We start from the raw sequence: 14,160 nt of genomic DNA, 5'->3' as shown, positions 1-14,160 counted from the left end.
TACTTTATCACAGGGCTTCAACCTTAGGATTTCTCCACCAGTTGCCTGTTAGCTACTAGGCGATTTGGTTCTTACCTAGACTGGACTTTCACCAGTTAGCAATTAACGGCTTACTGGGCACGCGAATAAAAAAACGATCCTTCGTTATTGAAGAATCGCAGTGCGTTAGTTAAATAACATAGTAACAAGAACCTCTAATTTTAGACCGTCTTTTTTTATTGTAATACTTCCACCTATTTAATAAACTCAGCTCTAAGTAAATAGACAACATCATAGTCTCTTATTTCATCAATATGTTTATTCACATCTCTATAAAAATCATCAGTAAGCGAATCCATACGATTTCCCTCTTTTTTATAACAAATGCTAGCTAAGACTATATTATTTTTAATAGGGTTGTTTTCTGTTTGGTTGCTTCCCGAAATACTAGTAACGCCTTCTAATCCATCTTTAAAAGTCGTTTCCAACTGATTAACTATATCTGTTGAACCATCACTATTAATACTGATATTAAACAGAGATTGATTTTGATTATTAGGTGTTTTAGAAGTTGTAAAGATAATTGAGCCATCCTCTTTAATCCCAGAAGTAATATGATCTATCTTATCTCCAACTAATTTACCAAATTCATATTTTTCAATCCAAACAGATAATTCCTTGTAATTACTTTTAACATTGAAGTCATAAACAAAAGATTTATCCGATGTTGTTGAAAGTATTGCCTTTTCTCTTTTTGTCAACTTAGCTTCAGAAATAGCATTGTTTGATTTTGGGTTATTAGTACAAGCACTCATAGAAAATACTAGCAAAATTAATATTGTTGTGGATATAATCTTTTTCATTATTTCCTCCTATAACCTTAGTAGCAATAATTATAACCCAAATATTGGTAAATTTGTTAAAAATCCTTATCCAACTATCCTGCCATTTTGTTGAATAAAAAAAGAGCCGATCACAGCTCCAAAATGTTAACGAACTAACGCATGCGTTAGTTCAATAAGATTCAATTAATCAATGGTTTATATACTTTGAATAATAGCGTTGGAATACTTTATAAATCTCCATTAACTCATTAATTTCATCAGTTAATATTTTTTCTATTTCATTAATTTGTTCATTTCTTAAATCAACTGATTGCAAACTTTTTTCATATATGTTTAACATTTCATAAAATATCACACAATCGATCTTACAATTAAAACAACCATCAGAATAATCACCTGATTTTAATAAAAATGTATTCCAAGAAAATTCATTGTCTTTATATCTTAAATAAAGACATGCTAAATGGAAATTATTATATTTTATATAATAGTCGGGGCTTAATGTTTCTAAATCAGAATAAGCATATTCAGAAATGATCTCCCGTGCATTCATTGAGTTTTTAGTTACAGATAATTCTAAAATCCAAACAGGTGGATTTTCTAAAGACTCAATAATTGAATCACACCATAAATAGTAGTGTTTGTAGCCAATTAATCCTGAATCGATCATCTCAACAATTATCTTCGCAGTATCTTTACTTAGATCCACACACATTCTATGACTGTCCCTTCTACTATATTTCTCTCTTAAACAACCGTTGTTCCTAATTAACTAAAGCATGCTTTAGTTGAGCAATAATTTAAAACCATACCTTATGCATTCCTTTTAGAAACAGTTCTGTAATAGGGAATCCAGAACTTTCTCCAATAACGGAATCTATTCCACAATATGGACATATTGCAGTTTTTTCATTATCACACCATTCTTTAATCTCTGACGGACTATATATTTTTAAACAGTAAAAACAACCACATAATTTGTCTTTTTCTAATTCATTTCTATGATGACTACTAAACCGATGTGCTTTATCAAACTGTGTATCCATAATGAATTCTCCTTAAGTATAAATAAAAATATAAACACTTTTATTTTACCATTTCTTATTGCACTAAACTGCCAAAAATCACAAAAAAGGCTGTAAAACAGCCTTTCGAGATCTTCAACTATCGCATGCGTTAGTTGAATAAACATCCAAATAAGTTATTTATCTTTACATTAGAAATTAAGATTGATCTTGTTTTTTAGTTTTTCTATAAATCAAGAATATGAATATTAAAAATACTGGAATTGATAAATACATACCCAAAAGTATATTAGCGATTAAACAACTAAAAAAACCTCTTTTACCTAACTTTTTAAAATGTTTTTTCTTAGCATAAAAGTATACGATAATTCCAAAGAAAGAACCCATTACAACAGAACCAAAAATTGCACCAATTATATGTACGATTTCTAAATTCAATATTATTACATCCTTCTGTTTTAATTCTTAAATCAACATTCAATACTTTCTTTAACCTTGTATAACTTATTTATGCCATTAGCTATACTTCTTAAAATTTCCCATAATGCTACTAATAGTAACCATAATCTTTTATGTAAAATTTTACAAATCCAATTTTTTCTTATTGAATTATCCTGCCATTTTATTGAATAAAAAAAGCGACTATTCAGCCGATCTGGTTGTTCAACTAAAGCATGCGTTAGTTATATAAGAAAATTTCATAATAAGTTAAATAATAAATTTTATAACTTCCACGTGATACCAAGTTCTTCAAATGAAATTCTACTTTCACTTAGACCTTCTTCATCTTCTGACCCAATCATTTGAATTTCTTTTTCACTTAATACGATTTCTTTAGTCGGATTTTCAATCTTACGTTTGAAAATGGATTTTAGTAGGACTATTTGAGTCTCAGACATTTCATATTCTTCTTCCCACTCATTTATAGCATTTTCCATATTATCAATTTGTCTTTCAAAAAGGAATCCGCCATTTTTAATAAAATCCTCATATGTATCATGCGAGTATATTTCATCAAGATTTCCCCAAAATGCAGTTGTTATCACTGGGACTGTCTTCCCGTCAATCTCATCTAATAAATATAGAAGAGCTTCTTCTGATGCTACTTCTTTAGCTTTTTCTGGTGCATCCTTAATATATTCGATAGCATTTATGTACTCTAATGCCCTTTCGCTATTTTCATTTCTGAAAGCACCTACTAAAAAATTTGGATGAAAAGTTATAGTGCCACGCGTACCAGAGCTATCTTGAACACTATAATTAAACCATCCCAAGATTGTTCATGAGAAATATCAGGATATGAGCCACCATAATTGCATGGGCTATCGAAGCTAAAATACAGCCTTCCCAAAGTTGATTTCTGTCCCAATTTAACTTGCACATATACCGCATTCCCTTCACTTTTGGCTTTAATATTAACTACATTTTACCATATCTCTTATGCAACTAAACTGCCAGTTTGTTTAATAAAAAACGAGTCACAAAAGTGACTCGTGATCTTCAACTAAAGCACTGCGTTAGTTGAATAGGGTTTTATCACATACATAAAGATATTTTTATCCAATAAAAAAAGTAAAGCCCTAAATAGTAATAGTGCTTTACTTTTTTTGGTACTAAATTTTTATTTTAAAGTTACCCCATTCACTTTACGAACAAATTTCTCTTGTTTTAATACAATTGTCTTGTCCCACGAACCATCCATAGGTAATTCTACTTTATAAACACCTTTTGAGACTCTCTTTAACTTAGCATCTACTTTATGATTCATACTTTTCATTTTTAAAATTATTTCCACTGAATCAACGTTAACTAATTCATTCTCGTTATTTTTTAAAGTTACCTCATAGCTATGTTCTGAATCTTTGGATGTTGGTTGATCAGATAGAGTGACAATTATATTATCTAAATATTTGTTTGAGACTGCTGCTTCTTCTGACTTACCACATCCGTAAAAAATTGTTACAGCTAACAATAAAATTATTAAGCTATTTATTATTTTCATAATACACCTCTATTTATCTCTATTGTTTTTTTATTACTAAAAAAGCTAAGCAAACTTATAATAGTAAGCTTAGCAACTTTCAGTAATAAATTTTTATTTTTATTGCATTCCAGGTTGTTGAACTATCTTTTTTATAAATTTAACTATAAACTCAATTAAACCTATTACAAAGATTGATATACCAACCATTGGCATTAAAAGTCCACAAATTACTGAAATCAATAAAACACCTAAATAGAATTTATTTCCTTCACTTGCTTTTGGAATCCCAACTGTTCCTGTTGGACGGCGCTTCCACCACATAGTGATTCCACTTCCTACGATTAATACAAGTGATAAGCATGCAATCAAATTAATAATTAAGTTTGCCCAGCCAAAATATCGTCCTTCATGTAAAGCTATCCCTGTTTCAACTGTTTTATCAAACGTACTGTAATCTTTCCAGCGATAATCAAGTAGTGTTTTCCCACTATATTGATCAATATCCATCGTTACATAATTTTTTACGCTACCCGCTGCCCATCCGTAAGTAGATATTAAGTAAACTCCTTTATCTCCTTCTGGCATAGAAATTGTGTATCCAGGATAAATTTTTGTTTGTTCAGCAATTTTAACTACATTTTCAATCGGTAACATTCCTTTATTGCTATACACTGATTCTGGAACAGGAATATTTTCGGCTGCCCATGGTGTTTTGGCTACATCTTTATTTATCTTTGTTGATTGAATACTACCATCCCATAGATGCTCAGGTGCATTTGAAAGCTTAGCTTTTGTTACGAATGTATTTAGTCTTTCACCAAAAGAGCTAGCCCAAGGTAATCCTGATAAAACTAGAACTATCAAGAAAATTGTCATCCAAAATCCAGTGTTTGCATGTAAATCTCTCCAGAACACACGTGACCCTTTTCTCATGCGAATACGAAGAATACTTAAAAATGATTGTTTATTACGTGGGAAGTATAAATATAATCCTGTTGCTAATAAAATAATTGCCCATGATGCAGATAATTCAACAAGATTATCCCCTAATTTACCAACCATAATTTCACCGTGAAGTTTTACGATGATTTCCATTAAGCGTTTATCATTTTGAAGTTCACCTAATACTTTCCCTGTGTATGGATTGACAAAAACTGTATAACTAGCTTCACCTTTCATAATTCCAATTTCAGTTGACCGCTTTGGATCTTTCACATCTGTAAAAGAAGAAATTGAATCGTTAGGATATTTGTCTTTTACAGCTTTTAACTGTAAGCTGGGTGTAAGTTCTTTCGTACCTTGCTGAACAAAATGTAAATCTCGATCCAACATTGGTTCAACATAAGGTCTAAATAAATAGATAGAACCTGTAACCGCTAACAGAATTAAGATTGGTGCAAAAATCATCCCTCCATAAAAATGCCATCTCCAAATTGCTTTATAAAGAGATGTCTTTTTCGAAGAAACTTGTTCAGTTTGAACAGAATTTAGTCCTATATTTATCTCCATTTGGTTTTACCCCTCAATAATTTTTATCTACTTGTGAAAGTATAAATTCCAATTGTGATAAATTAATGAAGTTTTAATGAAGTTTTAAAAATTCACTTTGATAATTTTGATAGAAGTGGTAAATATTAATTACAAAAAAAAGAGAATCCTTCACAAGATCCTCTGTTTCTCACTTTCTACGAGCTTCGCTCTCCATTTAATTCTCCATACCTACTCCTTAATTCGCTACTTTTATAGTTCTGCTTAAAAAGCCCTTCATCGAATGGAACACATATGTTACGAGTAGCGTTAAAGATTATTAATATAATACAATTATCAAATAATTTCGGAATATGTTCAATCAAATAAAACCTCTTTAGGAGATATATAAATGTTTCTATATATAATAATTGGATTCATCATACCCTGGATTTTAGGTGTTTACTTATTTATAAAAATGCCAAAATTAATTATTATTTTTGTACCGATTGGAATAGCAATAGCCTTCTTAATAAATACGGTAGGTTTTAATTACTTTTGGAGATTAAAACATTCATATAATGAATTATCATTATCTGCCTTACCATTTGATTTAGGAATATATCCAATATTAACGTGTTTATTTATTATTTCTATATATTATAAGAAATTAAAGGTATATTTAGCCATTATAATTTTCACAGTTTCCACAACATTATTTGAACTGTTAGGACATGTGAAACATCAAGTAATATATAGAAATGGATGGAATATTTATTGGACATCCGTAAGTTATTTTGTAGCATATTTGCTTATTTATTTTTACTATAAGTTAGTAAATAAGTACGAGGTCTTAAATCGTAGATAAGATAAACATAGCAGCTTTGTATTAATTAAATTGTTATCATTGGTTAACTATTTTTCTTCTAATTTGAAAAACCATATTTTGAATAATAAAACCCACTATTAATATGATCACTAATACCAAAGTGATTGTTGCACCTGGTGGTGTTCCCAATGTATATGAAGATGTTAAACCTACAAACATACTACAAATTGCTGTTAATACCGCTAATAAAAGAACCCATTTAAATCCCTTCGCAATTCGAATCGCGAATGCAGCAGGGAGAACAAGTAGTGCGGAAACAAGTAACACTCCAATTGTAGGAATAATAGCTGAAATGACAACACCTGTTAATACACTAAACGTTAAAGATAATAAATTTGTATTTACCCCGCTTGTAAAGGCAGTATCTTCATCAAAAGTCATTAAAAATAGCGGTCTTTTTAACAATAAGAAATAGAATAATACGCCGATTGTCACTCCAACCATCAAATAGACTTGTTTCTGAGTAACAGTAACAATTGATCCAAATAAGTATTGTTCTACATTCGTCGTCATCCCTCCTGCACTAATGCTCATTAAAAACAGAGCAAGTGACAGTCCTGCTGCCATTAGGATTGCAATCGATACTTCTGAATATGATAGATATGCTCTTCTCATATACTCAATTGCAATTGCTCCTATGACCACTACTAACATACTGGATAATGTTAAATCAGCATGAATAAAAAAACCAATTGCAACACCCGCAAGAGAAATATGAGATAGTGTATCTGCCATTAAGGCTTGTCTTCTTAAAACTAAAAATACACCTAATATTGGTGCGATTACCGCGATTAATCCACCAACCCAAAATGCCCGTTGCATGAATTCAAGGTTAAGCATCTCCATAAGCCATGTTCTCCTTTCTCTAGATGTATGATTTTATCAAGATATTGTTCAACTTCCTCTTTTTCATGAGTCACCATAACGACTGTTCGATTATGCCTTTTAACTTGATGACCCAAAAATTGATAAAAGTTTTCTCTACTTTCTTTATCCATTCCAGTAGTAGGTTCATCTAAAACTAATAAATTAGGTTCAGAAGCTAATACACGAGCAATACAAATTTTTTGTTTTTGTCCCCCAGACAATGAACCAATTTTATGATGTCGATACTCCCACATACCTACCATTACTAGTGCATTCTTAATTATTTCGTGATCTATTTTATTCATTTTTTCGTACCATTTTTTTTGATTAAATCTACCCGATTTCACCAATTCAATTACTGTACTTGGAAACCCTACATTAAATGAAGCGATTTGTTGTGGCACGTATCCAATTTTTATCAGCTCATTATTTGCATCTTTTTTAATTTGAACGTCACCACTCCATGGTTTTAATAAACCGAGCATTAGTTTTAAAAGAGTTGATTTAGATGCACCGTTTTGACCTGTAATTCCAATAAATTCCCCTCTATTTACTTCAAAACTTACATTATCTATAACGGAAGTATGATTATAACCAAATTTGACATTTTTTAACTGGATTAAACTCATAGTTTCTTTTCATTTCCTTTCTTAATTAAGTAAAAGCGTGACACTAAGTAGGAACACGCTTTTTACTTAATTACTATTTATTTTCTAATACTTTTTTTAATATTTGTAAGTTCTTCTCCATAACGCTTATATAATCAATTCCTTGTTTTTGTTCTTCTTCACTTAAACCTTCAAGTGTATTTAAGACAGCTGTTTTTGCACCAACTTCATTTGCTAGAGTATTCGCTACTTTTGGAGAAGCCACTTCCTCAAAGAAGATTGTATTAATATCATGACTCTTTGCAAATTGTTTAAGATCCGCTAATCTTGATGGACTTGGTTCATTCGATGGAGATAAACCAGCAATTGGTACTTGAACTAAACCGTATTGCTTTGTTAAATATCCAAATGCTGCATGCTGCGTAATAATTTCTTTATTTTTCATATTCATTAATGTTGTTCGATATTGGTCATCAAGTGCCTGTAACTTCTTAATATAGTCATCGCTATTTTTTTTATATTCCTCTTTATGTGCTGGATCAACATTAATAAGAGCTTTTGTTATATTTTGAACTTCCTTCTGAGCTAATACTGGACTTAACCACACATGTGGATCCATTTGTTCGGAATGGTTATTATTACCTTGTTCTTCTTCATTTTCTTTTCCTTTAATCAGAGATATTCCGCTACTTGCTTCTATAAATGATGATTTTTTGTTACTTAAACTTTTTTCAATGTTTGGAACCCAAGTTTCCATATATGGACTATTATAGATAAATAAATCAGCATTCTGAATTGCTCCAACATCTTTTGGTGTTGGTTCCCATTCGTGGGGTTCAATTGATGATGGAATTAATAGTTTAATATCGGCATTTTCTTTTGCAACATTTTTAGTAAATTCATAAACAGGATAAAAAGTAGTCACTATTTTAATTTTTTTAGATTCATTTTCCTTTGATTTATTCGAAGTAGAAATCGATTTAGATGAACATCCTGCTAATAAAAAGAGGGAAATACTAATTGATAATAACGATCTTAATTTTATATTTTTCATATCACTAAACAGTAAAATTTATATTTTACTGTAAGTGCACCGCCCTTCTATCTAATTCTAGAATTTATTTTATATTTTTAAACGTAATAATTACGATTTACTAAGCAAAAATAGATACTTACCATAAAATAAGCAAGTAGAGTACGCTTAATATTAAAACGAAACAATTACGTTTTCAATGTATTTCTGATTAAAAATTAATTAAACTTTCCTAATCAAAATAAACATATGGATCTTTTAGTGGTTTTATTTCTACTATTTTTTCTAATTGAATAATAGGTTCATAAAATTTTCCGATTTTCACTTTATGAATTGTACCAGTTACGTTTACCCACTGATCATTTTTATATGCTGAAACCTCTTTTCCCTCAACCATCAACCCAAACACTTGAGCATCAGCTACGCAACAGGTAATAGCGAAACGCGATACATAAATCTGATTTTTTCTTGTTTGCTTATCACGATATACAAAACCATTAAAAGATATTTTTTTACCTACATAATGATCTACACTATCCTGTACATCTGAAATAATATGTCCATACATCGAATCATCAACTTTTATGAATTTCGAGCCATTATCTTTTACCTTTATTTTTTTGGATTGTTTTTTTACTATATTTTCGCTATAAGAAATACTTCTTTTTGAAGCAATACTTGCTCCAAGTACATTTGTTGAAAATAAGCTACTTGTTATAACTGGAATACTGATTAAAATTACTAAACTTAAAGTCCTATTTTTTTGATTCGAGCAACAATTACATGAAGTATGATGTTCTTTTAGCAATTCAAAGAAGTGAATTAATCCAATAAGTATACAGGCAACTAAAGTAATGATTGTGAATTTCACCATCTTTGGTGCAATGAAATATTGAATATCTCCTGAAACTAAAAGCTTCATAAGCATTAGAACAATCCCGAAGAAAAACACAGAGCGTAATCGATTTTGAAAAGAAGACATTTATTCACCTCACCAATATAAATTCCAAATCGACGTCACTACAAATACGACACTTGCAGTTAAGAATATATATAAAAATACAAATCTTTTCTTGAAATATGCAAACATCATAAATGTATTTTTCAAATCAATCATAGCTCCAAATATTAAGAACGCTAGAATAGATTTCACATGAAATGTGCTTGAAAAAGATGCAGCTATAAATGCATCAGATCCAGAACATAAAGATAAGAAATATCCTAATCCCATCATAACAATGCTTGATAGATTCGTATGATTCGCTAGATGTATTAACACACTTCGATCAAGAAAAGTCTGAAAAACACTTGTGATTAATGCACCGATAATTAAAAATTTGCATGTTGAGAAAAATTCACTACTAATGTGAGAAATGACTTCACTTATTCGACTTGTTTTTGAATGAATATGGTGAACATGTTTATGGTTCTCGTGCTTTTCCAAAGTTTCTACTAGTACATTTTTATTTCGATAAAATAATAAAGTGAAAAACCCAATAAGTAGAACAACTATAAATGCTAACCCTAGCCTTAAAAATGCCATTTGAGAATTCGATTGAAATGCATAGTAGGTTGACGTAAATACAATTGGATTTATGATTGGTACACTACTAAGAAAAACAATCCCGATATACGCAGGCATACCCTTTTTAAGCAAAGATCTGACAATGGGTACAATACCACATTCACATACAGGCATGATCATTCCAATTAAAGCAACAGGAATAAATGCCAATAAAGCATTCTTAGGAAGAATTTTACTAATCGTCTCTGGTTTTACAAAAACATGAATAATTGAAGAAACAATGATTCCAATTAATACAAATGGAAGGGCTTCTAAAAATAAACTGATAAATATCGTGTTCATATTTAATAGTTCTTTAGGTGCTTTATGAAATAAAGACGATAAATTCGTAAAATCAATAAATATATAACAAAATAAATAACAAAATAGTACCAATAAAATTATTACTTCTTGTCCAACTTTCCGTACCATACATCACCTCAAATAATTTTTTATAGTGAAATATATTCTATACGAAACAGACATATGCTCGTCCAACCATTAAAAATCAATAAGTTTTATCTAACGTAAACTTAGTTTTCTTGATTTAATAGTAAATTCATATGTTTAAGCTTGGACAAATTCTGGCATTGGATCATTAAATTCATTCCAATTTGTTTCCATTTCTTCTTCTGTTAACAAACATATATCAAGTGACTTCTCAATCTCTAATTGATTCATATCAATTCCAATTAGAACGAGTTCAATCATTCGATCACCAAAATTATCATCCCACTTATAGTCTAACAATGGATCTTCTCTTCTCATCTCCTCTTGTTCTGTTTTAGGTAATGTAGCAATCCACTCTCCAGCACCTTGAATTGTAATCGTGGATCCAGCTTGTGATAGCATTCCTACTGAATCATTTCTAGTTGCTAACCAAAAGAATCCTTTTGCTCTTACAATGTTTACTGACCAATTTTCTAACCATGAGAATAATCTTTCTGGATGAAACGGTATCTTACGACGATAAACAAACGAACTAATACCATACTCTTCTGATTCTGGAATATGTTCTTCATTTAATTCTTTAATCCAACCTGCTGCTTGGCTAGCTTTATCAAAGTCAAAAAGATGTGTATTCAGTACAGATTTTAAATCAATCTTTGAAAATGATGCGGGTATAATTTTTGCTTGTGCATTAATTTTCTTAAAAAATGCAGTTAATTCTTTTACATCCTGGTCTTCTATACGGTCAATTTTATTTAAAATAATTACATCTGCAAATTCAACTTGTTCAAGAAGCAAATCTGCAATTTCACGAATATCTGTTTCATCAGTCCCTTGTTTACGATCTAATAATGTTTCACCTGAAGAATAGTCATCCCAAAAACGATTTGCGTCTACAACCGTAACCATTGTATCTAAACGAGTTTTTTTAGTTAAATCAATCCCTAGCTCATCATCCACATAAGTGAACGTTTGTGCGACTGGAATTGGTTCGCTAATACCCGAAGACTCAATTACTATGTAATCAATTCCACCATTATCTACTAATCTTTCAACTTCTTTCATCAGGTCATCTCTTAACGTACAACAAATGCACCCATTTTACATTTCCACTAACTTTTCTTCTGTACGTGAAAATCCTCCATTTTTTACAAGTTGAGCATCTACATTGATTTCGCTCATATCATTTACAATAACTGCAACTTTTAAGCCTTCACGGTTAGTCAATATATGATTCAATAAAGTTGTTTTTCCAGATCCTAAAAATCCGCTTAATACAGTAATTGGCACCTTCATTAATAACCCTCCTAATAATAATCATAATGAAATAAAACGTAATTATTACGAATTATAACAATCGTTAATTATTATAAACCGTATTAATTACGTTTTGCAAGAAAAAAAATAGAAGCTGTTGCTTCTACAAATACATAAATATAACATTAATCAGTTTATTTACAGATGCTATATTTTTTTATTTCTTATTCCACTATCCTGCCATTTAGCTGAACAAAAAAATCGACTTTTCAGCCGATCGTGTTGTTCAACATACGCATGCGTTAGTTCAATTGATCCCCTCTAATTAAAAGAACTTTTCTTCATTTGCTAAGGCACTTTCAAACAATTCTTTATAATGTTTTACACCAAGTTTTTTTTGAAGAAAGTTTATTCGACCCCAAAATTCAGCTTCATTCATTCCTTCAAAATCTTTTACCAGAAGGAGCGCTAGATTGTGGAATACGTAGGCAATATGGAAAGCCTCTTCCTGAGTAGCATTATTTTTTATATCTACAAATGCTTGATATATTAATACTTTATAAGCGTACTTCTTATTATTTTCCATTCTACACCTCCAGTATTATGAAAAATATTTCATTTTTTGTGAGGGTTTAATTCAATAATTTCATAGTACATGCCTTTAGTTATCTCAAAACCACAACATAGGCAAATTTCATGCATAGATTCAATCTTCATCATTTTGTTTCCACAATTCACACAAAAGAAAAGCCCTTCTTTACTATTTCCAGAGGTGGATATAAGTGTTTTTGTCTTTTTAGAATTACCTATTTTTTCATTAAAAACTTTTTCGATATGCTTTGAAAAATAACTTTCTCCATCTTTGCAATATAATTCTCCGTTTTTAACATTCAATTCTTCTTTACAATAAGGGCAATACATTATTACCTCCATCTGCATTATGTCAATACCATCACCCTTTTTTAACTCTGCAGTTTTTCTTTTTGAAACGGACGAATTATTTGTTATAAATACCATTATTTTTTTGGCAATTTTAAATAGAAGAAACGCTATTAAACATATAATTGCTAAGCTTATTAATGCATTTAATAAATTTAAAATACCCACTTTACTCTCCTTAAAAAACCATTTTTTTATATAAATATTCAACATAAATTATTCAATTCCTTATTCAACTATCCTGCCATTTTGTTGAATAAAAAAAGCCGCATATAAGCAGCTCGTGTTCTTCAACTAATGCATGCGTTAGTTTTATAAGCTCATTCTAATTAACATTTTTTAAAGACTGACCAAAATTCATCATCTTTTAAAAGTTGAATAACAACATCTGTTATAGTTTTACGACTTATATCTTCTATCAATAACATATCTCTTGCCCAAAAATATTTACCATTTAGACACTCGCCAGTAGCTTGGTTTTTTTCTCTTAAACTCAAAATATTTTTATATGTAATAAAGGTCGCAACTCCTTCAGTATCATCTTCGAATATTACTTTCACATCAGTATTTTCGTCATAAATATCATATCCATTTGACCACGCTTCAGCTTCAATCCAAATTTCTTTCATAATTCACCACTTTCAAGAAAAGTTAATCTTGAACTAACGCACTGCTTTAGTTGCATAAGAAAAAAATTCTACTTTAATAATTTTAGTAATAATTTTCTCGTTTCTTCATAACTGTTATATTCCTCAAAGAAATCTTGATAATCGCTAATTTTATGTTCAAAAAACCTATATTGTTTAAAGAATTCAAAAAAAGATTTATGTAAAAACTCAATCTGATACTTAGGTATCTTATTTGTATTTCCAGATAATACATAACTTAAGGTTCCAGCTATATTCATACAGTAAGTATTAATATCCCCAGTTAGACAATCATCATCTTCAGATAAATTTAAAAACTCTTTTCTAAAATCATCTTGTATTTTATCTGTATCTCTATATGGGAATGGATTATCCAATTTATATTTAATAACATTTAATTGCTTTAAAATATCTTCCATTTTACCTCCGAATAATCTGTCTTTTTAGATATTATAATACGCTTTCTTATGAAACTAAACTGCCATTTAGTTCCACAAAAAAATCGGCTAAAGAGCCGATCATATTGTTCAACTAATGCATGCGTTAGTTAAATACCAAAATCAGAAGTTTTTCCCTTTCATTTGGTAAATTATCACAAAATAAGAA

At 30.0% G+C, this 14,160-nt stretch carries 16 protein-coding genes and 2 pseudogenes; 1 reads left to right on the top strand and 17 read right to left on the bottom strand.

The genetic code is table 11. The features are described 5' to 3' along the window. Nucleotides 1-233 precede the first annotated feature (233 nt). The 7 genes and pseudogenes from COJ46_RS18080 to COJ46_RS18050 form a co-directional block, all read right to left on the bottom strand. Nucleotides 234-842 carry a hypothetical protein gene (locus COJ46_RS18080; RefSeq protein ID WP_097975334.1) on the bottom strand — a complete coding sequence of 203 codons (609 nt, stop codon included), beginning with the start codon at nucleotides 840-842 and terminating at the stop codon, nucleotides 234-236. A gap of 169 nt (nucleotides 843-1,011) precedes the next feature. Continuing rightward, nucleotides 1,012-1,539: a hypothetical protein gene (locus COJ46_RS18075; RefSeq protein WP_097975333.1), complete on the bottom strand. Its 528-nt coding sequence runs from the start codon at nucleotides 1,537-1,539 to the stop codon at nucleotides 1,012-1,014. Nucleotides 1,540-1,624: 85 nt separating this feature from the next. Then, a complete protein-coding gene (locus COJ46_RS18070) occupies nucleotides 1,625-1,870 on the bottom strand; it encodes a cytoplasmic protein (RefSeq protein ID WP_097975331.1) in 246 nt (81 codons plus the stop codon). A gap of 177 nt (nucleotides 1,871-2,047) precedes the next feature. Beyond that, complete coding sequence (locus COJ46_RS18065; protein WP_098566165.1) at nucleotides 2,048-2,287, bottom strand: hypothetical protein; 240 nt, start codon at nucleotides 2,285-2,287, stop codon at nucleotides 2,048-2,050. Between the two features lie 284 nt (nucleotides 2,288-2,571). Beyond that, nucleotides 2,572-3,232, bottom strand: a pseudogene (locus COJ46_RS18060) (hypothetical protein). A gap of 238 nt (nucleotides 3,233-3,470) precedes the next feature. After that, nucleotides 3,471-3,851, bottom strand: a complete 381-nt coding sequence (locus COJ46_RS18055) for a hypothetical protein (RefSeq protein WP_098566164.1) — start codon at nucleotides 3,849-3,851, stop codon at nucleotides 3,471-3,473. A 99-nt stretch (nucleotides 3,852-3,950) separates the two neighbouring features. Then, nucleotides 3,951-5,342: a PepSY-associated TM helix domain-containing protein gene (locus COJ46_RS18050; RefSeq protein ID WP_098566163.1), complete on the bottom strand. Its 1,392-nt coding sequence runs from the start codon at nucleotides 5,340-5,342 to the stop codon at nucleotides 3,951-3,953. A gap of 370 nt (nucleotides 5,343-5,712) precedes the next feature. Here COJ46_RS18050 and COJ46_RS18045 point away from each other — a divergent pair, with 370 nt between their 5' ends. Further along, nucleotides 5,713-6,168, top strand: a complete 456-nt coding sequence (locus COJ46_RS18045; protein WP_098566162.1) for a hypothetical protein — start codon at nucleotides 5,713-5,715, stop codon at nucleotides 6,166-6,168. Nucleotides 6,169-6,204: 36 nt separating this feature from the next. Here the strand turns inward: COJ46_RS18045 and COJ46_RS18040 are convergent, their stop codons facing one another. The 10 genes and pseudogenes from COJ46_RS18040 to COJ46_RS17995 all read right to left on the bottom strand — a co-directional run bounded on the left by COJ46_RS18040 (nucleotide 6,205) and on the right by COJ46_RS17995 (nucleotide 13,973). Continuing rightward, nucleotides 6,205-7,035: a metal ABC transporter permease gene (locus COJ46_RS18040; protein ID WP_098566161.1), complete on the bottom strand. Its 831-nt coding sequence runs from the start codon at nucleotides 7,033-7,035 to the stop codon at nucleotides 6,205-6,207. Further along, nucleotides 6,981-7,685 carry a metal ABC transporter ATP-binding protein gene (locus tag COJ46_RS18035; protein ID WP_097975318.1) on the bottom strand — a complete coding sequence of 235 codons (705 nt, stop codon included), beginning with the start codon at nucleotides 7,683-7,685 and terminating at the stop codon, nucleotides 6,981-6,983. Before COJ46_RS18035 ends, COJ46_RS18040 begins: the two co-directional genes overlap by 55 nt. Before the next feature lie 73 nt (nucleotides 7,686-7,758). Beyond that, the gene (locus tag COJ46_RS18030) at nucleotides 7,759-8,718 is read right to left on the bottom strand and encodes a metal ABC transporter substrate-binding protein (RefSeq protein WP_097975317.1); all 960 of its coding nucleotides are present in this window, start codon (nucleotides 8,716-8,718) and stop codon (nucleotides 7,759-7,761) included. Between the two features lie 211 nt (nucleotides 8,719-8,929). Next, nucleotides 8,930-9,679, bottom strand: a complete 750-nt coding sequence (locus tag COJ46_RS18025; RefSeq protein ID WP_097975315.1) for a TIGR03943 family putative permease subunit — start codon at nucleotides 9,677-9,679, stop codon at nucleotides 8,930-8,932. Between the two features lie 9 nt (nucleotides 9,680-9,688). Next, a complete protein-coding gene (locus COJ46_RS18020; protein WP_098566160.1) occupies nucleotides 9,689-10,693 on the bottom strand; it encodes a permease in 1,005 nt (334 codons plus the stop codon). A gap of 135 nt (nucleotides 10,694-10,828) precedes the next feature. Beyond that, a pseudogene (locus tag COJ46_RS18015) lies at nucleotides 10,829-12,007 on the bottom strand (GTP-binding protein). A 286-nt stretch (nucleotides 12,008-12,293) separates the two neighbouring features. Continuing rightward, the gene (locus COJ46_RS18010) at nucleotides 12,294-12,554 is read right to left on the bottom strand and encodes a hypothetical protein (RefSeq protein WP_097975310.1); all 261 of its coding nucleotides are present in this window, start codon (nucleotides 12,552-12,554) and stop codon (nucleotides 12,294-12,296) included. A gap of 29 nt (nucleotides 12,555-12,583) precedes the next feature. Next, nucleotides 12,584-13,075 (bottom strand): hypothetical protein, encoded by a 492-nt coding sequence (locus tag COJ46_RS18005; protein WP_141540904.1) that lies wholly within the window; start codon nucleotides 13,073-13,075, stop codon nucleotides 12,584-12,586. A 161-nt stretch (nucleotides 13,076-13,236) separates the two neighbouring features. Then, entirely contained in the window at nucleotides 13,237-13,536 is a 300-nt protein-coding gene (locus COJ46_RS18000) for a hypothetical protein (protein WP_286133506.1), read from the bottom strand. 68 nt (nucleotides 13,537-13,604) lie between these two features. Continuing rightward, nucleotides 13,605-13,973, bottom strand: a complete 369-nt coding sequence (locus COJ46_RS17995) for a YxiJ family protein (protein WP_097975305.1) — start codon at nucleotides 13,971-13,973, stop codon at nucleotides 13,605-13,607. Nucleotides 13,974-14,160: the final 187 nt, after the last annotated feature.

It is taken from the genome of Bacillus sp. AFS077874, from assembly GCF_002566505.1.
Lineage (GTDB): Bacteria > Bacillota > Bacilli > Bacillales > Bacillaceae_G > Gottfriedia.
Note: the sequence above shows the minus strand (reverse complement) of the source record. Positions and strands in the feature narration are given on the sequence as shown.